The sequence below is a fragment of the Aureimonas ureilytica DSM 18598 = NBRC 106430 genome (genome assembly GCF_000382705.1).
GTDB lineage: Bacteria > Pseudomonadota > Alphaproteobacteria > Rhizobiales > Rhizobiaceae > Aureimonas > Aureimonas ureilytica.
Map to the genome: position 1 here is coordinate 16,551 of NZ_ARQE01000008.1, position 18,502 is coordinate 35,052.

15 protein-coding genes are annotated in these 18,502 nt (G+C 67.7%); 13 read left to right on the forward strand and 2 right to left on the reverse strand.

All coding sequences use genetic code 11. The annotated features are described in order from the left end of the window. Positions 1–867, reverse strand: a complete 867-nt coding sequence (locus tag B146_RS0116480) for a MurR/RpiR family transcriptional regulator (RefSeq protein ID WP_019997572.1) — start codon at positions 865–867, stop codon at positions 1–3. A gap of 191 nt (positions 868–1,058) precedes the next feature. Between B146_RS0116480 and B146_RS0116485 the strand changes: the two genes are divergently transcribed. The 11 genes from B146_RS0116485 (at position 1,059) to B146_RS26405 (ending at position 14,846) form a co-directional block, all read left to right on the forward strand. After that, on the forward strand, positions 1,059–1,859 hold the full coding sequence (locus B146_RS0116485) for a TIM barrel protein (RefSeq protein WP_019997573.1): 801 nt from the start codon (positions 1,059–1,061) through the stop codon (positions 1,857–1,859). Positions 1,860–1,974: 115 nt separating this feature from the next. Then, positions 1,975–2,895: a sugar ABC transporter substrate-binding protein gene (locus B146_RS0116490; RefSeq protein ID WP_019997574.1), complete on the forward strand. Its 921-nt coding sequence runs from the start codon at positions 1,975–1,977 to the stop codon at positions 2,893–2,895. Between the two features lie 84 nt (positions 2,896–2,979). Next, positions 2,980–3,918: a sugar ABC transporter substrate-binding protein gene (locus tag B146_RS0116495; RefSeq protein ID WP_019997575.1), complete on the forward strand. Its 939-nt coding sequence runs from the start codon at positions 2,980–2,982 to the stop codon at positions 3,916–3,918. A gap of 62 nt (positions 3,919–3,980) precedes the next feature. Beyond that, complete coding sequence (locus tag B146_RS0116500; RefSeq protein ID WP_019997576.1) at positions 3,981–5,531, forward strand: sugar ABC transporter ATP-binding protein; 1,551 nt, start codon at positions 3,981–3,983, stop codon at positions 5,529–5,531. Positions 5,532–5,617: 86 nt separating this feature from the next. Continuing rightward, the gene (locus B146_RS0116505; RefSeq protein ID WP_019997577.1) at positions 5,618–6,661 is read left to right on the forward strand and encodes an ABC transporter permease; all 1,044 of its coding nucleotides are present in this window, start codon (positions 5,618–5,620) and stop codon (positions 6,659–6,661) included. Positions 6,662–6,672: 11 nt separating this feature from the next. Further along, positions 6,673–7,782, forward strand: a complete 1,110-nt coding sequence (locus B146_RS0116510; RefSeq protein ID WP_019997578.1) for a Gfo/Idh/MocA family protein — start codon at positions 6,673–6,675, stop codon at positions 7,780–7,782. A 51-nt stretch (positions 7,783–7,833) separates the two neighbouring features. Next, positions 7,834–8,844 carry a Gfo/Idh/MocA family protein gene (locus B146_RS0116515; RefSeq protein ID WP_026358678.1) on the forward strand — a complete coding sequence of 337 codons (1,011 nt, stop codon included), beginning with the start codon at positions 7,834–7,836 and terminating at the stop codon, positions 8,842–8,844. A 42-nt stretch (positions 8,845–8,886) separates the two neighbouring features. Continuing rightward, entirely contained in the window at positions 8,887–10,740 is a 1,854-nt protein-coding gene (gene iolD, locus B146_RS0116520; protein ID WP_019997580.1) for a 3D-(3,5/4)-trihydroxycyclohexane-1,2-dione acylhydrolase (decyclizing), read from the forward strand. A 52-nt stretch (positions 10,741–10,792) separates the two neighbouring features. After that, positions 10,793–11,707 (forward strand): sugar phosphate isomerase/epimerase family protein, encoded by a 915-nt coding sequence (locus B146_RS0116525; protein WP_019997581.1) that lies wholly within the window; start codon positions 10,793–10,795, stop codon positions 11,705–11,707. Positions 11,708–11,841: 134 nt separating this feature from the next. After that, positions 11,842–13,533, forward strand: coding sequence for an EAL domain-containing protein (locus B146_RS26400; protein WP_019997582.1), 1,692 nt, complete (start codon positions 11,842–11,844; stop codon positions 13,531–13,533). A gap of 128 nt (positions 13,534–13,661) precedes the next feature. Continuing rightward, positions 13,662–14,846, forward strand: a complete 1,185-nt coding sequence (locus B146_RS26405) for a L,D-transpeptidase family protein (protein WP_202814999.1) — start codon at positions 13,662–13,664, stop codon at positions 14,844–14,846. Between the two features lie 6 nt (positions 14,847–14,852). On the opposite strand, the gene B146_RS0116540 is transcribed toward B146_RS26405, so the two are convergent. After that, positions 14,853–15,848, reverse strand: coding sequence for an MBL fold metallo-hydrolase (locus B146_RS0116540; protein WP_019997583.1), 996 nt, complete (start codon positions 15,846–15,848; stop codon positions 14,853–14,855). Positions 15,849–16,410: 562 nt separating this feature from the next. On the opposite strand from B146_RS0116540, the gene B146_RS0116545 reads away from it, so the two are divergent. Beyond that, entirely contained in the window at positions 16,411–17,475 is a 1,065-nt protein-coding gene (locus tag B146_RS0116545; RefSeq protein ID WP_019997584.1) for a substrate-binding domain-containing protein, read from the forward strand. Continuing rightward, positions 17,460–18,467 carry an extracellular solute-binding protein gene (locus tag B146_RS0116550; protein ID WP_019997585.1) on the forward strand — a complete coding sequence of 336 codons (1,008 nt, stop codon included), beginning with the start codon at positions 17,460–17,462 and terminating at the stop codon, positions 18,465–18,467. Before B146_RS0116545 ends, B146_RS0116550 begins: the two co-directional genes overlap by 16 nt. Positions 18,468–18,502: the final 35 nt, after the last annotated feature.

Below are 18,502 nucleotides of genomic sequence, written 5' to 3' on the forward strand. Positions count from 1 at the left end.
TCAGTCGCCTTGCTCCCGCCCCGGCCCGCGCCGGTGCTCGGCGATCCCGACGACGAGCGTCATGGCCAGCGCCATGCTGGCGGCGAGCGAGCGGAAGCCCTGGAAATCGGCCTCCACCACCTCGAACCAGAGCCGCCCTTCGGCGACGAGCGGGCTGAACGGGCTGTCGGTGATGACGACGAGCGGCGCGCCCTGATCGGCGATCTGCCGCGCGAAGCTGACGGTTGTGGAGGCATAGGGCGTGAAGGAGATCGCGAGCGCGGCGTCGCGCGGCGTCGCGAAGGACACCGTCTCGGCGTCGGTGCCGACCGCCGAGCCGATCAGGACATTGCGGATGCCAAGCTTGCCGAGCGCGTAGCTGACATAGGCCGTGACGGGGAAGGAGCGGCGCTGGGCGATGAGATAGATCGTCTCCGCCTCGGCCAGGACGCGAATCGCCCGGTCCATCTGGCTCATGTCGAGCCGGTCGTGCATCCCGGAGATGGAGCGCGTCGAAGCCTCGCAGAACCCGTCGAACAGGGCGGCCGAGCGCGAGGCGTCGCCGTTGCGGCCGCGCAGCGACAGGAGCCGGTCGTCATAGTTCGACACCTGATTGCGCAGGCGCTCGCGAAACAGGGTCTGGAGATCGGAAAAGCCCGCAAAGCCGAGGGCCTGGCTGAAGCGGATCAGCGTCGAGGGCTGCACCTCCGCCTTTTCCGCGATGCTCGTGACCGTGCCGAGCGCGATCTCGTCGGGCTGCGCGAGCGCGAAGGAGGCGACCTGCTTCAGGCGCTTGGGCAATTTCACCGTGCCCCCGGCCAGCAGCTCGCGCAGCTCTGCGAAGCTCTCGGGCGCCTGCGGCCCGACCGGGTCTTCCTCTGCCGTCATGCCCTGGCGCTCCCGTTTTTCAATTTGAAGGTGAATCGCGATCGAAGGCCGCTTGACACGGTTTCGAATTGCAGAATACAAAATTCCATATCGACGTAAATGGGCATACAAGTTCCAAATTTTCCGAAAACCGGAAAGCGATCGATCTGCGGGAGGAGAGACGTCGGGTGGTTGAATTTGCCTTGAATCACATGACGGCGCCCGGTTTGAGCGTCGAAGCCTTCTTCGAACTGGCCGCGCGGCTGGGCGTGTCGGCGGTGGAAATCCGCAACGATCTGCCGGGCGTCGCGCTCGCCGACGGAACGGCGGCGAGCGAGGTCGGCTCCCTTGCTTCCGCGAAAGCCTTGCGCATCCTGTCGATCAACGCGCTGCAGCGCTTCAACGAATGGACGCCGGCCCGCGCCGTGGAAGCCAAGGCGCTGTGCGAGCAGGCCCGCGCCGCCGGGGCGGAGGCGCTGGTCCTGTGCCCCGTCAACGAGGAGGGGTTCTGGACGGACGACGCCTCGCGCCTCCAGGCGCTTCGCGACGCGCTTGCCGCGCTCGCGCCGATCCTGGAAGCCGCCGGCCTCGTCGGGCTGGTGGAGCCGCTCGGCTTTGCGGAATGCTCGCTGCGCCTGAAGAGCGAAGCGGTCGCCGCGATCGACGCGGTCGGGCAGCGCGATCGGTTCAAGCTCGTCCACGACACGTTTCACCATTTCGTCGCCGGCGAAACGGCGCTCTTTCCCGAGCGCACCGGCCTTGTCCACATTTCCGGCGTGGAGGACCGCGCCGTGCCGCGCGAGACCATGCGCGATCCGCATCGCGTGCTGGTCGGCGCGGACGACCGGCTGGACAATCTCGGCCAGATCCGCGCGCTCGAGAAGGGCGGCTATCGCGGCCCCCTGTCTTTCGAACCCTTCGCGCCTTCCGTCGCAGGAAGCCGCGACATCGAGGGCGATCTCAGCGCCAGCATGCGCTTCGTCGCGGACGGCCTGACGTCCAAGGCGGCCTGAGACCGACATGGGGCGCCGGCGGGGAGGCCGGCGCCTTTCACTGGAAAAACCAAGCACTTCAAGAAACGGGCCGCTGCATCCAGGCGAGCGTCCGAATGTCCCGGGAGGAACCCTCATGAAACGCATCCTGCTCGCGCTCGCCGCTTCCGCCGCGATGATGGCCTCGGCCCAGGCCGCCAATATCGGCGTGTCCATGGCCCTGTTCGACGACAACTTCCTGACCGTCCTGCGCAACGGTCTGGAGACGGCCGCCAAGAAGGATGGCCTGTCGCTGCAGGTCGAGGACGCGCAGAACGACATTGGCAAGCAGCTCAACCAGATCCAGAACTTCATCGCGCAGGGCGTCGACGGGATCATCGTGAACGCGGTGGACACCGACGCGACCGCGCAGATGACCAAGCTCGCCACCGCGGCCGGCATCCCGCTCGTCTACGTCAACCGCCAGCCGGCTGATGTCGAGACCCTGCCGGAAAAGACCGCCTTCGTCGGCTCCGACGAGAAGAAGTCCGGCACGCTCGAAATGCAGGAAGTCTGCAAGCTCATGGGCGGCAAGGGCGACATCGTCGTCATGATGGGCGAATTGTCCAACCAGGCGGCCCGCCAGCGCACGCAGGACATCGAGGACGTGATCGCCAAGGAGCCCTGCACCGGCATCAAGATCCTCGACAAGCAGACCGCCAACTGGCAGCGCACCCAGGCGACCGACCTGATGACCAACTGGATCTCGGCCGGGCTGAAGCCCGCCGCCGTCGTGTCCAACAATGACGAGATGGCGATCGGCGCGATCCAGGCGCTGAAGGCCGCCGGCATGAAGGACGTGATCGTCGCCGGCATCGACGCCACGCAGGACGGCCTCGCCGCCATGAAGGCGGGCGATCTCAAGGTCACCGTGTTCCAGAACGCCGCCGGCCAGGGCGCCGGCGCGGTCGAGACCGTCAACAAGCTCATCAAGGGCGAGAAGGTCGAGAAGGTCGTGGACGTGCCCTTCGAGCTCGTGACCCCCGCCAACATGGCCCAGTACGAAGCCAAGAACTGAACGAAGTCCGGACCTGACGGTCCGGCCGGGGTGCCGCGCCCGCGCGGCGCCCCGCTCCCTCCTCATCTCGACGGAACCCGAACCATGACGACGTGTCTTCGCGCGGCGCTGGCCGTGTCGTTTCTCTCCATCATCGCAGCCCCCGCGAGCGCCGAGACGATCGGCATCACGCTGGCGCGCGCCGACTCCGTTTTCCTCACCATCCTGCGCCAGGGCATGGAGACGCGCGGCAAGGACATGCCGGGTGTCACGCTGCAGGTCGAGGACGCGCAGAACGATCCGCAGCGCCAGCTGGATCAGGTCCGCAATTTCATCGCGGCGGGCGTCGACGCGATCGTGGTGACGGCGGTGGACGGCGAGGGCACGCCGGCCATGACGAAGCTGGCGAAGGAGGCGGGCATTCCCGTCGTCTATTCCGTCCACCCGCCCGCCGATCTCGACACGCTGCCCGAGAAGACCGCCTTCGTCGGCTCCGACGAGGTGCAGTCCGGCACGATGCAGACGGAGGAAGTCTGCAAGCGTCTCGGCGGCAAGGGCGCGGCCTATGTCCTGATGGGGCCGCTCAACAATCATTCCTCGATCGTGCGCACCAAGGACATCGAGGACGTGCTGGCGACGCCCGCCTGCCAGGGCATCACCATCGTCGACAAGCAGGCCGCCGGCTGGGACCGGATCGAGGCCCAGAACATCATGACCAACTGGCTGTCGTCCTCGGCCGAGTTCGATGCCGTGATCGCCAACAATGACGAGATGGCGATCGGCGCGATCCAGGCGATGAAGGCGGTCGGCCGCGACCCCGCGAGCGTCGTCGTGGCCGGCATCGACGCCACGCCCGACGGGCTCGCCGCCATGAAGGCGGGCGATCTCGACGTCACCGTCTTCCAGAACGCGACGGCGCAGGGCGCCGCCACGGTGGATGCGGCGGTCAAGCTCGCCAAGGGCGAGGCGGTGGAGCGCAAGATCTGGGTGCCGTTCGAACTGGTGACGCCAGAGAACCGGGACCGTTACGCCAAGGCCCAGTAACCCGGCACGCGGCGGCGGGCTCGTCCCGCCACCGGCCCGATCCCTGCGGGAGGCAGCGAGACATGGCGACCCAAACGATCAGCCCGGCCACGATGCGCGCGGTGCGCGAAAGCGGCGCGGTGCCGGGCTCGGACTATCTTCTGGAAGTGGACGGCGTCCGCAAGGTGTTTCCGGGCGTCGTCGCGCTCGACAATGTCGAGTTCCGCGTCCGGCGCGGCACGGTCCATGCCCTGATGGGCGAGAACGGGGCCGGCAAGTCGACGCTCATGAAGATCATCGCCGGCATCTACACGCCGGACGGCGGCGCCTTCCGCCTGCGCGGCCAGCCGATCCGCCTGAAAGGGCCGCTCGACGCGCTCGAGAACGGCATCGCCATGATCCATCAGGAACTCAACCTGATGCCCTTCATGACGGTGGCCGAGAATATCTGGATTCGCCGCGAGCCTTTGAACCGCTTCGGCTTCGTGGATCATGCCGAGCTGCGCCGCCGCACGGAAAAGCTCTTTGCCGACCTTTCGATCGACATCGACCCCGAGGCCGAAACGCAGACGCTTTCGATCGCCTCGCGCCAGATGGTCGAGATCGCCAAGGCCGTGTCCTACCAGTCCGACGTTCTGATCATGGACGAGCCGACCTCGGCGCTGACGGATCGCGAGGTGGAGCATCTGTTCCGCATCGTCCGGCAGCTGCGCGGGCAGGGCAAGGGCATCGTCTACATCACGCACAAGATGGACGAACTCGCCGAGATCGCCGACGAGGTGTCGATCTTCCGCGACGGCAAATATATCGGCACCGAGGACGCCAAGACCGTCACCCGCGACGACATCATCCGCATGATGGTCGGCCGCGAGCTGACGCAGATGTTTCCCAAGGAAGACGCCAGGATCGGCGAGACGGTGCTTTCGGTGCGCGGTCTCTCGCTCGGGCGCGTCTTTCAGGACGTCTCCTTCGACCTTCGCGCCGGCGAGATCCTCGGCATCGCGGGCCTCGTCGGCTCGGGCCGCTCCAACATCGCCGAAGCGCTGTTCGGGGTGACGCCCGCGACATCGGGCACGATCGAGCTTTTCGGCCAGCGGGTCGAGGTCGCCCATCCGGGCGTCGCCATGCGCCACGGAATGGCCTTCCTCACCGAGGACCGCAAGGACACGGGCTGCTTCCTGCCCCTTTCGATCACCGAGAACATGCAGATGGCGGTGATCCAGAGCGAGTTCACCTCCGCCGGGTTCGTCCGACAGAGCGAGGTCGACCGGCGCTGCGAGGAGATGTCGAGGACCCTGCGCGTCAAGACGCCCGACCTCGACGAACGCATCGAGAACCTGTCGGGCGGCAACCAGCAGAAGGTGCTGATCGGCCGCTGGCTGCTGACCAAGCCCAAGATCCTGATCCTCGACGAGCCGACGCGCGGCATCGATGTCGGCGCCAAGGCCGAGATCCACCGCCTCGTCTCCAAGCTCGCGGGCGAGGGGCTGGCCGTCATCATGATCTCCTCCGAACTGCCCGAGGTCCTGGGCATGAGCGACCGGGTGATGGTGGTCCATGCGGGCCGCGTCGCCGGCATTCTGGACCGCGCCGAGGCCACGCAGGAGCGCGTGATGGACCTCGCGTCGAGCTGAGCCGGCGCCCCCCGAACGAACCGCGATGCGACGCCGGACGGGCGCCCGACACGCCGCCCTCCGCCGACCAACCGAAAGGTGAAGCCATGTCCCTGAACGAAGCGACGCAAGGCGGCGTGCCGCCCGCTCCCGCCGTCGACAAGCCCGCGCGGCGCAAGCGCCGCCTGCCGACCGAAGTCTCGATCCTTCTCGTTCTCGTCGGCATCGCGCTGATCTTCGAGGCGCTCGGCTGGGTGCTGATCGGCCAGAGCTTCCTGGGCAACAAGCAGCGCCTGATCGTCATGATCCTGCAGGTCTCGGTGATCGGCATCATCGCGGTGGGCGTGACGCAGGTCATCATCACCTCGGGCGTCGACCTCTCCTCCGGCTCGGTCGTCGCCTTCACCGCCATGGTGGCCGCGAGCCTTGCCCAGAACCCGGACTATGCCCGCGCGGTCTATCCGGCGCTGACCGGCCTGCCGGTGATCGTCCCCATCGTCGCGGGTCTTCTCGTCGGTCTCGGCGCCGGGCTCGTGAACGGCGCGCTCATCGCCTATACGGGCATTCCGCCCTTCATCGCGACGCTCGGCATGATGGTGGCGGCGCGCGGGGCGGCCAAGTGGTACACGGGCGGCCAGCCGGTCTCCATGCTCTCCGACGGCTATGCGGCGATCGGCGCCGGGGCGATGCCGGTCATCATCTTCCTCGCCGTCGCGCTCGTCTTCCACATCGCGCTTCGCTACACGCGCTACGGCAAGTTCACCTATGCGATCGGCGCCAACCGGCAGGCCGCCATCGTGTCCGGCATCAACGTCAACCGGCATCTGCTTCTCGTCTATGCGATCGCCGGCACGCTGGCGGGTCTGGCGGGCATCGTCACCTCGGCCCGCGCCGTCTCGGGCCAGGCCGGCATGGGGGTCGCCTACGAGCTCGACGCGATCGCGGCGGCGGTCATCGGCGGCACCTCGCTCGCCGGCGGCGTAGGGCGCATCACCGGCACGGTGATCGGCGTCATCATCCTCGGCGTCATGACCTCGGGCTTCACCTTCCTGCGCATCGACGCCTATTACCAGGAGATCGTGAAGGGCGTCATCATCGTCGCGGCCGTGGTCGCCGACCAGTATCGCCAGCGCAAGCGGGCCCGGGCGTGAGGGAGCGGGACATGTCCAAGGATTCAATCGGCGTCGGGCTCATCGGCACGGGCTTCATGGGCAAATGCCACGCGCTCGCCTGGAACGCGGTGGCGGCGACCTTCGGCGAAACCCGCCGCCCGCGCCTCGTGCATCTGGCCGAAGCCGACCAGAGCCTGGCGGATAGCAAGGCCGCCGAGTTCGGCTTCGCGAGGGCGAGCGGCGACTGGCGGGCGGTGATCGCCGACCCGCAAGTCGATGTCGTCTCCATCGCCGCGCCCAACCCCTTTCACGCCGAAATGGCCTGCGCGGCCTTCGAGGCCGGCAAGCATGTCTGGTGCGAGAAGCCCATGGCGACGAGCCGGGCGGACGCGCGCCGGATGCTGGAGGCGCAGCGGCGCACCGGCCGGGTCGCCGCGCTCGGCTACAACTACATCCAGAACCCCGCCATCCGGCAGATGGAAGCGCTGATCCAGGACGGCGTGATCGGTGCGGTCAACCATGTGCGCCTCGAGATGGACGAGGATTTCATGGCCGATCCGGACGCGCCCTTCGCCTTCAAGAACGGCGCATCATCCGGCTATGGCGCGCTCGACGATTTCGCGGTGCATCCGCTCTCGATCCTCTGGCGTCTCGCGGGGCCGGTTTCGAGCGTCATGACCGATCAGGCCAAGCCTTACGCCAGCCGCGAGGGGCGGCCGGTCGAGACGCACGAGATCGCGACCTCGCTCCTGCGCCTCGAGAGCGGCGCGTCGGGCCTTTTGGTGGCCAACCGCGCCGCCTGGGGCCGCAAGGGGCGGATCGCCGTGCAGGTCTTCGGATCGAAGGGCACGATCGCCTATGATCAGGAGCGCATGAACGAGTTCCAGCTCTTCACCCGCGAGGGCGACGAGCGGTGCCGGGGCTTCCGCACCGTGTTGACCGCCCCCGCGCACGCCCCCTATGGCGCCTTCGTGCCCGCGCCCGGCCATGGGCTCGGCTTCAACGATCTGAAGGTGATCGAGGCGCACGAGCTTCTCGCCGCCATCGACGGCCGCCCCGCCCGGATCGTGGATTTCGAAACGGGTTTCGCCATCGAGGAGGTGGTTCACGCCATGGCCCGCTCGCACGACGAGCGGCGCTGGGTGGATTGCCCCGCCTGACTCTACCCCCCATTCTCCCGCCAATTCCAAAAGACCTCACGGACAACGAACATGACATTGAAGATCGGTGTGATCGGCACGGGCGCCATCGGCCAGGAACATATCGCGCGCCTGCACGGCAAGCTGGCCGGCTCGACCGTCACCGCCGTCAACGACATCAACCCTGAGAGCGCCCGCGCCACCGCCGAGCGCCTGTGCCCCGGCGCGCGCGTTCACGAAACGGGGCAGGGCGTGATCGACGATCCCGATGTCGATGCGGTCGTCGTCACCTCCTGGGGGCCGAGCCACGAGGAATTCGTGCTGGCCTCGATTGCCGCCGGCAAGCCGGTCTTCTGCGAAAAGCCGCTCGCCACCACGGCGGATGCCTGCCGGCGCATCGTGGAGGCCGAGATCGCGAGCGGCCGTCATCTCGTGCAGGTCGGCTTCATGCGCCGCTACGATGCGGGCTACCGGCTGCTCAAGGGCGTCGTGACTTCGGGCCGGATCGGCGAGCCCCTGATGCTGCACTCGGCCCATCGCAACCCGAGCGTGCCGGCCCATTATTTCGGCGACATGGGCATCACCGACACGTTCATTCACGAGATCGACGTTCTGCGCTGGCTGGTGGACGATGATTACGTCTCGGCGCAGGTGATCCAGGGCAAGCGCTCGCGCCATGCCAAGGAAGGTCTCGATGATCCTTACGTCGTGGTGCTCAAGACCAAGTCCGGCATCGTCATGGACACCGAGATTTTCGTGAACTGCCAGTTCGGCTACGACATCCAGTGCCAGATCGTCGGCGAGGACGGCACGGCCAACCTGCCCGAGCCGATCAGCGTGCCGCTCCGTCACCAGTCCCTCGCGGGGCAGGAGATCATGATGGACTGGAAGCTGCGCTTCATCGACTCCTACGATGTCGAGTTGCAGGAATGGGTTCAGGCGACCGCGAAGGGCGAAGTCACCGGCCCGACCGCCTGGGACGGCTATTTCGCCGCCGTGACCTCGGACGCCTGCGTCGAGGCCAAGCGCACGGGACAGATCGTCCCGATCACCACCATGGACAAGCCGGCCTTCTATCGCTGATCCCTGACGGGACGCAGTGAAGGGGCCGAGGAGAGCAAAGACATGACGAAGACGATCCGGTTGACGGTGGCGCAGGCCGTGGTGCGCTTCATGATGGCGCAGAAGACTGTCGTGGAGGGGCAGACCCTGCCGATCTTCGCCGGCTGCTGGGCGATCTTCGGCCATGGCAATGTGGCGGGCATGGGCGAGGCGCTGCATGGCGTGAAGGACGCCTTCCCGACCTTCCGCGCCCATAACGAGCAGGGCATGGCCCATGCGGCCATCGCCTTCGCCAAAGCCTCGTTCCGCCGCCGCTTCATGGCCTGCACGACCTCGATCGGCCCTGGTGCGCTCAACATGGTGACGGCGGCGGGCGTCGCGCATGTGAACCGTCTGCCGGTTCTCTTCCTGCCGGGCGACGTCTTCGCCAATCGCCTGCCCGACCCCGTTCTTCAGCAGATCGAGGATTTCGGCGACGGCACGGTCTCGGCCTCCGACTGCTTCCGCCCCGTGTCGAAATATTTCGACCGCATCCAGCGGCCCGAACAACTGATCCCGGCCCTTCAGCGCACCATGCAGGTGCTGACCGATCCCGTGGATTGCGGGCCGGTGACGCTCTCGCTCTGCCAGGACGTGCAGGCCGAGGCCTACGACTTTCCCGCCGCACTCTTTGACGAGCGCGTCTGGACCACGCGCCGGCCCCGGCCGGACGAGGACGAGCTGGCCCATGCCGTCTCGCTGATCCGCGCCTCGAAGCGCCCGATGATCGTGGCGGGCGGCGGCGTTCTGTATTCCGAGGCGACGCAGAACCTTCTCGCCTTTGCCGAAACGCACGGCGTTCCGGTCGCGGTCACGCAGGCCGGCAAGTCCGCCATCGACGAGACGCATGATCTGGCACTCGGCTCGATCGGCGTCACCGGCACCTCGGCGGCCAACGCGCTGGCTGTCGATGCCGACCTGATCCTCGCCGTCGGCACGCGGCTTCAGGATTTTACCACCGGCTCCTGGGCCCTGTTCCGCGAGGAGGGGCTGAAGGTCGTCGGCCTGAATGTCGCCGCCTATGACGCGGTGAAACATGGCGGCGTGCCCCTGGTGGCGGACGCCAAGGTCGGGCTGAAGCTCCTCTCGGAAGGCTTGGCCGGCTGGAAAGCCGAGGTCGCCCACACGGCGCGCGCCCATGCCGAGCGCGTCTCCTGGTTCGAGGCGGCGGGCCGGGCGCTGGCCACCTCCAACGCCGAACTCCCGTCCGACGCGCAGGTGATCGGCGCGGTCGCGCGGGCGCGGGGCACGGAGAATTCGATCGTCGTCTGCGCGGCGGGCGGTCTGCCGGGCGAGCTGCACAAGCTCTGGGCGCCGACCCAGCCCGGCGGCTACCATCTCGAATACGGCTTCTCCTGCATGGGCTACGAGATCGCCGGGGGCCTCGGCGTGAAGATGGCGCGGCCCGAGAAGGACGTCATCGTCATGGTCGGCGACGGGTCCTACATGATGCTGAATTCCGAGCTCGCGACCTCGGTCATGCTCGGGCAGAAGATCACCGTCGTCCTCCTCGACAACAGGGGCTATGGCTGCATCAACCGGCTCCAGATGGCCTGCGGCGGCGCCAACTTCAACAATCTCCTGGAAGACTGCCATTACGAGGTCTTCCCCGAGATCGACTTCGTGGCCCATGCCAAGGCCATGGGCGCGTCGGCCGAGAAGGTTTCCTCGATCGCCGATCTCGAAGCCGCGCTGGAGCGCACGCGCGCCGACACGCGCTCGACCTTGATCCTCATCGACACGCATCCGCTGATCACCACCGAGGCCGGCGGCCATTGGTGGGACGTCGTGGTGCCCGAGGTTTCGGACCGCGCCGAGATCGCGCCCGCGCGCGCCGATTACGAGCGGAACCGCGCCTTCCAGCGCGCCCTCAACTGAGCCGGTCAATCCTAGTCGGTCAATCCAAGTCGGTCGGGGAGGACCGGACGCCATGAAGATCGCTCTCGATCCCTATATGCACCGGCACCTGTCGCTGCCGGACCTCTGCCGCAAGACGGCGGAGCTCGGCTACGAGTATATCGAGCTTTCCCCGCGCGAGGATTTCCTGCCCTGGTGGGTGCGCCCGCGCGCCCACAAGGAGCGGGTGGCGGAGTTCAAAAAGGCCCTCTCCGACCATGGCGTGAAGCTCGCCTCGGTGCTGCCCATGTACCGCTGGGCGAGCCCGCACGAGGACGAGCGCATAGCTGCGGTCGGCTACTGGAAGGAGGCCATCCGCGCGACGGTCGAGATGGGCTGCGACACGATGAATTCGGAGTTCGGGCGCGGCCCCTCGCCCGACCGCTCGCACCGCTCCAATTGCTGCGGCGGCCATTTCACGCACGAGCATTCGGAAGCGGCCTGGTGGCGCTCGATGGAAGAGCTGGTGCCGATCTTCGAGAAGGAGGGCGTGACCCTCAACATGGAGCCGCACCCGGAGGACTGGTGCGAGACGCTGCATCCGGCGATCGACATGCTGAAGACGATCGGCTCGCCGAACGTCAAGTTCCTCTACTGCGCGCCGCACACGTTCTATTTCGGCGACGACATGGCGAAGATGATCCGCGACGCGGGCAACCTCATCGCCCACGTCCACGTCGCCGACACCTACAACCACAAGGCCAGTTCAGGCCTGCGCTATATCGTCAACCCGCCGGGCGCGAAGGTGACCGTTCACCAGCACATGGACATCGGCAACGGCGAGATCGACTGGGACGTGTTCTTCGGCTCGCTGGCGGCGGTCGGCTTCGACGGGATCGTCACGGCCTGCGTCTTCGGCTGGGAGGAGCGCGCCGACGCTTCGGGCCGCTTCATGCGCGAGCGTATTGGTCATTATGTCGATAAGCATTGGCCCAATAACAAAGGCTAAGCAAATTTCGCGGGCTTTCGGCCGTTTGAGGACGAGACCTTTCGTCTGTCATGGAACGGGAAAGGTTTCGCTCCGAAAAGACACGAATTCCTAACGCGGACTCGACACAGTCGGGACAACGTTTAGGGGTCCACATGTCGAAGCCCGAGTTCTCGTCCGACCTGATGTATCGGCTGCTGGTCCAGGGCGTGAAGGACTATGCGATCTATCTCCTGGGCCGAGACGGCACGGTTCTGAACTGGAACGCCGGGGCCGAGCGCGCCAAGGGCTACACCGCCGAGGACATCGTCGGGCGGAACTACGCCTGCTTCTATTCGCAGGAAGATCAGGCCAAGGGCGTCCCGCAGCACAATCTCGACCTCGCCCTGCGCGAGGGACATTTTGCCACGGAAGGCTGGCGTTTCCGCAAGGACGGCTCGGCCTTCTGGGCCAGCGTCGCGCTGGACGTGATTCGCGACGAGGCGGGGGCGCTTCTCGGCTTCGCGAAGGTGACGCGGGATCTGTCCGAACAGCGCGAGGCCACGCGCCGTTTCGAGCATCAGGCGATCCACGATCCGATGACCGGCCTTCTCAACCGCGTCGGGCTCGGCGAATGCCTCGACCGGCGCCTGGCCCGGATCGACGCGGAAGCGAGCCTCGCGCTGCACGTGGTCGATCTCAACCGGTTCAAGCCGATCAACGACACGTTCGGCCATCAAGCCGGGGACGAGGCGCTGCGGCAGGTGGCGCGGCGCCTCGAAGCCATGGCCGGTCCGTCCGGCATCGTCGGGCGTCTGGGCGGCGACGAGTTCGCCGTTTTGCAATCGGGCGCACCGAGCGTCGAGGCCGTGGAGGTCATGGCGAGCGCGATCGTCGACTGTGTCGCCCTCCCGCTGCAGATCGGCTCGACGCTTGCCACGGTCGGCGCCAGCGTCGGCGTGGCGATCGCCCCGCGCGACGGGGCCGACGCGGCCACGCTTCTGCGCAATGCCGACCTCGCCGTCCACGCGGCCAAGAGCAAGGGCCGCAACCGAGCGCGCCTCTTCGACCCCGCGATGGGGGAGCTTGCCCTCAGCCGCAACCTTCTGGAGTTGAAGCTGCGCCATGCGGTTGCCGCGCGTGACTTCCGGCTCGCCTATCAGCCCGTCGTGGACGGGCGAAGCGGCCGGGTGCTCGGCTTCGAGGCCCTCCTGCGCTGGGACGACCAGACCGGGCGCAGCATGTCGCCGGCCAGTTTCATTCCGCTCGCCGAGGAACTCGGCCTCATGCCCGAACTCGGCGAATGGGTTCTGCAGCGGGCCTGCGAGACGGCGGCGAACTGGCCCGTCGATCTCGTCGTGGCGGTCAACCTCTCGCCGGCGCAGCTGAAGCAGGAAGGCCTTGCCGACCTCGTCGCCTCGATCCTCGGGGAAACCGGCCTGCCGGCCCGGCGGCTCGAGCTGGAAATCACGGAAACGGCGCTGCTCGGCGATCTCGACAGCGCGCGGCGGGTCCTGTCCCGTCTTCGCGATCTCGGCGTCGGCATCGCGCTCGACGATTTCGGCACCGGCTTCTCGTCGCTGTCGCTGGCGCGCGAGCTGCCGCTGACGCGCATCAAGATCGACCGCAGCTTCGTGGCCGATATCGACGAGACGCAGGCCGGAAACGCGATCGTGGATTCGGTTCTCGCCCTGTGCCGGGGCTATGGGCTGGCGACGACCGCCGAGGGCGTCGAAACCGAACACCAGCGCGCCGCGCTGATCGCGGCGGGCTGCCACGACCTGCAAGGCTACCTCTTCGGCCGCCCGGCCCCGATCGAGAGCTGGCGCTCGATCCTCGATCCGGCGCCCCTCCTGGCGGAGGCCTGACGGCCCCTCGGGGTCGAACGGCAGGGCTTCCGCCGCACCCGCCCGATTTTTTGCCTGTCCGGCAACCGGGCACGGAGCCGGTCCCGCCTTCGCACGTTGCCCTCGCGATCGTTCGAGGGAGGATTGCGATGAAGATCTATCTGCCGGTCGTCACGGCGCTCGTTCTGGCGTCGGGCGGGGCGCTGGCCGCGCCGGCGCAGCCCGACCTCTCGGAAAGCGCGATCAACGCCGCGACCTTCTCCGACTGGCGCACCCGCCAGGACGAAGCCGCGCGCGACACGCCGGAAGACGGCCGGACACCTGATGGGAAGGCCGCAGGCAACGAGGCCACGGGCGGCGAGGCGGAAGAGGACGCGTCGGCCGAAGGCGAGGGCACCGACGCCGCCCGCACCGAGGACCGATCCGACGCCTCCTCCGATCAGACCGACGAAGCCACCCGAAGCGAAAACGAGAACACCGACACGCCGGCGGACCCGTTCCTCGTCCGGCTTCAGGTTCTCCTCGACCGCGCCCATGCCTCGCCGGGCGTGATCGACGGGCGCGCCGGGGGCAACACCGACAAGGCGATCCGCGCCTTCGAGGAGATGCGCGGCCTGAAGGCCGACGGCGCGGTGGACGAGGAACTCTGGTCCGCCCTGATGAGCGACGAGGCGCCCGTGGTCCGCAGCTACACGCTGACGCAGGAGGACGTGGACGGGCGCTACGTGAAGGACCTGCCGAGCGACTACGGCGCCTTGGCGAAGCTCGACTGGATCGGCTATCGCGGCCCCGAGGAGATGCTGGCCGAGCGCTTCCACATGGACGAGGACTTCTTGCGGGAGCTGAATCCCGGCGCCGATTTCGGCAATGCCGGCACGCAGATCCTCGTCACCGATCCGGGCGCCGAGCCCCAGACCAAGGTCGCGCGCATCGTCATCAGCAAGTCGCGCGGCGAGTTGTTCGCCTATGACGAGAACGACAAGGTCGTGATCGCGGCGCCCGCCACGATCGGATCGGGCGACACGCCCTCGCCGAGCGGCACGATGAAGGTCAATGGCAGCGCGCAGGAGCCGACCTACGAATACGACCCCGACAAGAACTTCCAGCAGGGCAAGAACAAGAAGGAGCTGACCCTTCCGCCCGGCCCGAACGGCCCCGTCGGCATCGTCTGGATCGATCTGGCCAAGCCGACCTACGGCATCCACGGCACGCCGGACCCGTCCGAGATCGGCAAGACCGCCAGCCATGGCTGCGTGCGCCTGACCAACTGGGACGCCAGGGCGCTGTCGAAGCTCATCCTGCCGGCGCGAACCGTGGTCCGCTTCGAGAAGTAATCGGGGTCAAAGGGCCGGCAGGGCAGGGACGTCCCAGCTTTCGCCGGCCCGCATGGCGCGGAAGCGCTCGGCCGGAAGGCCGCGCGCCGCCATCGCCGTGCGCAGCGCCTCGGCGGGCTCGCCCAGAGCCTCGTCGGTCAGCTGAAAGGTCGCCCAATGGTGGCCGACCGCGAAATCGGCCTTCGCCAGCACCATGCCCTCGACCGCCTCGTCCGGGTTCTGGTGCTGCGCTTCCATGAACCAGCGCGGCGCATAGGCCCCGATCGGCAGGATCGCCAGCCGGAAGCCGCCATGCTTGGCCGAGGCGGCGCGGTAGTTGACGCCCCGGTGAAAGCCGGTGTCGCCGACATGGTAGATCCGCCCGGCCGACGTTTCCACCGCGAAGCTCGCCCAGAGCGCCATGCGGCGATCCCGCGTGCCGCGCGCCGACCAGTGATGCGCCGGCTCGACATGGATCGTGGCGCCCGGCGCATCGATCCGGTCGCCCCAGTCGCCGACCGAAAGCCGCGCCTTCGGCACCGCGTCGCGGACGATGCGATCGTTGCCGAGCGGCGTGACGATCAGCGGATCGTGCGCGGCCTGAAGCCGGGCCAGCGTCTCGACATCGAGATGGTCGTAATGATTGTGACTGAGCAGCACGAGATCGATCGGCGGCAGCGCGTCGAAGGCGATGCCGGGCGCCACGACCCGTTTCGGGCCGATGAAGGAAAAGGGCGACACGCGCTCCGACCAGACCGGATCGGTCAGGATGTTGAGCCCGGCGATCTGCACGAGCAGCGTCGCATGGCCGACCATGGTGACGCGCAGATCCGCGACCCGCGCGTCCGGCACGGCGCTCGGAAACGGGCTCGGCGCGCTCGCCGGCCAGGCCACGCGCCCGCCGCCGAACTGCCAGCGCAGGACGTCGAGAAAGGGCCGAGGCTCCATACCCTCGGGATTGAAGAAGCGCGTTCCGTCGAAATGGTCGCTGACGGGGCCGGAGTAATAGGGATTCCCGGCCATGGCGCTCCTCGTTCCCAAGGCAAGCGCGGCGGCCACGGCGCCAAGGCCGAGAGTTCCAAAGAGCTGCCGTCGATTCATGGGACGAGTCTAGACGGGCGTCCGACGAAAGCAAGGCAGGCAAAGCTTGGAGCCGCCAGCGATGGGTGAGGCGCGGGAGACTTTGATGGGTGCCGTGCGATCCGGAACGCAGTTCAGCCCCGAAGCGCTCCGCACTCCGATGCGATTGTTCGCGCGCTCGCAATCGCTTGTAAGGGATTCCACTCCCATTTCCGAAAGCTTGAATCCGCCCGATCCGAAGACATCGTAATATGTCTTATGGAACATAAAGGGCATTTTCCGGCCGGAATGGCAGCCCGTTCTCTGGTCAGGACGCTGAAACTAAAACGAAAAACGACATAGATCCCAAAAAGAATGTGCGGACGGATTGTCTCTGATCCACCCCCATTGAAACGGTCCGCCCTGACGTCATGAAAACGGATGAAAACGCCGTCATCCCACCATCACGCGACAGAGCTAGGAGATCCGCGTCGAATTGATCGAGGCGTGAGGTTTCTGGAAGCGGATGAACGGGGCGGTGGTCACCATCAGGGATGTCGCGCGGGTGGCCGGCTGTTCGATCGCCACCGTGAGCCGCGTCGCGACGGGCTCGGTGCCGGTCGCGGACGCCACGCGGCAGCGGGTGATCGCAGCGGCGCTGAGCCTCAACTTCCCGCTCGGTCGCGGCCCATCGGCCTCGCGCGCCGTGCTGGGCGTCCTGGTCCCCAGCCTCGCCAACCCCGTCTTCGCCGCCGCCCTGGCCGGGATCGAACGCTGCGCCCGCCTGCGCGGCGTCTCCACCGTCATCGCCCAGTCCCACTATCTCCCCGAAGGCGAGGACGAGGGCGTCAGGGCGTTGATGGCCGAAAGGCCGCGCGGGCTCATCCTCACCGTCTGCGATCCCGCCACGAGCCGGGCCCTGGGAGAGATCGCGGCCCAGCGCCTGCCTGCCGCGACGATCTATAACGGCTCGGGGCCCGCGGGCGTCGGGTCGGTCGCGGTCGACAATCGCGGCGCCATGGCACTCGTCGTGCTGGAACTCCTGAAGGCCGGCCACCGCCGCATCCTGTTCGTCGGCGGCCGCTTCGCCTCGTCCGATCGGTCGGCCGCGCGCCATGTCGGCTATCGCGACGCGCTTCAGGCCGTGGGCGTCCGACCCCTTCCCCCGCTGGAGGTCGATTTCATCGATGCGGCGCAGGACATCGACCTCACCGCCGCGCTCGATCGCCACCGTCCCACCGCGATCGCCGCGTCCAACGACCTCCTCGCCGTCAGCGCCATCGCCTCCCTCGATCGGATGGGCCTCTCGGTCCCGCGCGACGTGTCCGTGACCGGGTTCGACGGCATGGAACTCGCCACCCTGATCCGCCCCCGCCTCACCACGGTCGCCCAGCCGTCCACCGCCATGGGCATGGTGGCGGCGTCCATGGTGCTCGACATGGCGGCCGGTGCGCGGGGCCCGGAAGCGCTCCGGGTCGATGCCACGCTCCTGCGCGGCGAAACCATCGGGCCGGCCCCGGGCCCGCAGTCCCTCTCCCCCTCGGCCAACCTCCCAACCACGGAAACCCCGACGCCATGCTTTTCCGACTGACCTTCCTCGCCGCGACGCTCGCGCTCGGCACCTCGTTCGGCTCGCCCGCCGCCGCCGAGGACGCGATCTGCTACAACTGCCCGCCGGAATGGGCCAACTGGGGCAAGATGCTGGACCAGGTCCGCGACAAGCTCGGCATCTCCATTCCCGGCGACAACAAGAATTCCGGCCAGGCGGTCGCGCAGCTCATCGCCGAGCGCCAGAGCCCCGTCGCCGACATCGCCTATCTCGGCATCAACGCCGGCATCTCGGCGGCCGCGCAGGGTCTCGTGCAGCCGTTCCGCCCCGAGCGCTTCGACGAGATCCCGGCGGGTCTGCGCGATGCGGACGCCCGCTGGTGGGCCGTGCATCAGGGCACGCTCGGCTTCTTCGTGAATGTCGACGCGCTGAACGGCGCGCCGGTCCCGGCCTGCTGGGCCGACCTCGAGAAGCCTGCATACAACGGGCTCGTCGGCTATCTCGACCCGACGTCGGCGGCCGTCGGCTATGTCTCGGCCGTGGCGGCGAACCTCGCGCTCGGCGGAACGCTGGAGGACTTCTCCCCGGCGATCGACTATTTCGGCAAGCTCACGGAGAACGGCGCGATCGTCGCCAAGCAGACCTCCTACGCGCGAACCGTGTCCGGCGAGCTCCCGATCCTTCTCGACTACGACTTCAACGCCTACCGGGCGAAGTACACCGAGAACGGCACGTTCGAATTCGTCATCCCCTGCGAGGGCACGGTGAGCTTTCCCTATGTGATGACGCTCGTCGAGGGCGCACCGCATGCGGAGGCCGCCAAGACGGTCCTGAACTACCTCCTCTCGGACGAGGGTCAGCTCTTCTGGACCACGGCCTACCTGCGCCCGGCCATCCCCGTCGAGATGCCCAAGGACGTCGCCGACCGCTTCCTGCCGGCCAGCGAATACGCCCGTGCCAAGGACGTCGACTGGGCGAAGGCGCAGGCCGCCCAGGCCGCCTTCTCCGAGCGCTACCTCGCCGAAGTCCGCTGATCCCGCCCCGGCGGGCGGCCCGGCGCCGCCCGCCA

Coding starts and splice junctions, on each gene's coding strand:
- B146_RS0116480 (WP_019997572.1), bottom strand. CDS start 867: ATGACGGCAGAGGAAGACCCGGTCGGGCCGCAGGCGCCCGAGAGCTTC.
- B146_RS0116485 (WP_019997573.1), top strand. CDS start 1,059: ATGACGGCGCCCGGTTTGAGCGTCGAAGCCTTCTTCGAACTGGCCGCG.
- B146_RS0116490 (WP_019997574.1), top strand. CDS start 1,975: ATGAAACGCATCCTGCTCGCGCTCGCCGCTTCCGCCGCGATGATGGCC.
- B146_RS0116495 (WP_019997575.1), top strand. CDS start 2,980: ATGACGACGTGTCTTCGCGCGGCGCTGGCCGTGTCGTTTCTCTCCATC.
- B146_RS0116500 (WP_019997576.1), top strand. CDS start 3,981: ATGGCGACCCAAACGATCAGCCCGGCCACGATGCGCGCGGTGCGCGAA.
- B146_RS0116505 (WP_019997577.1), top strand. CDS start 5,618: ATGTCCCTGAACGAAGCGACGCAAGGCGGCGTGCCGCCCGCTCCCGCC.
- B146_RS0116510 (WP_019997578.1), top strand. CDS start 6,673: ATGTCCAAGGATTCAATCGGCGTCGGGCTCATCGGCACGGGCTTCATG.
- B146_RS0116515 (WP_026358678.1), top strand. CDS start 7,834: ATGACATTGAAGATCGGTGTGATCGGCACGGGCGCCATCGGCCAGGAA.
- iolD (WP_019997580.1), top strand. CDS start 8,887: ATGACGAAGACGATCCGGTTGACGGTGGCGCAGGCCGTGGTGCGCTTC.
- B146_RS0116525 (WP_019997581.1), top strand. CDS start 10,793: ATGAAGATCGCTCTCGATCCCTATATGCACCGGCACCTGTCGCTGCCG.
- B146_RS26400 (WP_019997582.1), top strand. CDS start 11,842: ATGTCGAAGCCCGAGTTCTCGTCCGACCTGATGTATCGGCTGCTGGTC.
- B146_RS26405 (WP_202814999.1), top strand. CDS start 13,662: ATGAAGATCTATCTGCCGGTCGTCACGGCGCTCGTTCTGGCGTCGGGC.
- B146_RS0116540 (WP_019997583.1), bottom strand. CDS start 15,848: ATGGCCGGGAATCCCTATTACTCCGGCCCCGTCAGCGACCATTTCGAC.
- B146_RS0116545 (WP_019997584.1), top strand. CDS start 16,411: ATGAACGGGGCGGTGGTCACCATCAGGGATGTCGCGCGGGTGGCCGGC.
- B146_RS0116550 (WP_019997585.1), top strand. CDS start 17,460: ATGCTTTTCCGACTGACCTTCCTCGCCGCGACGCTCGCGCTCGGCACC.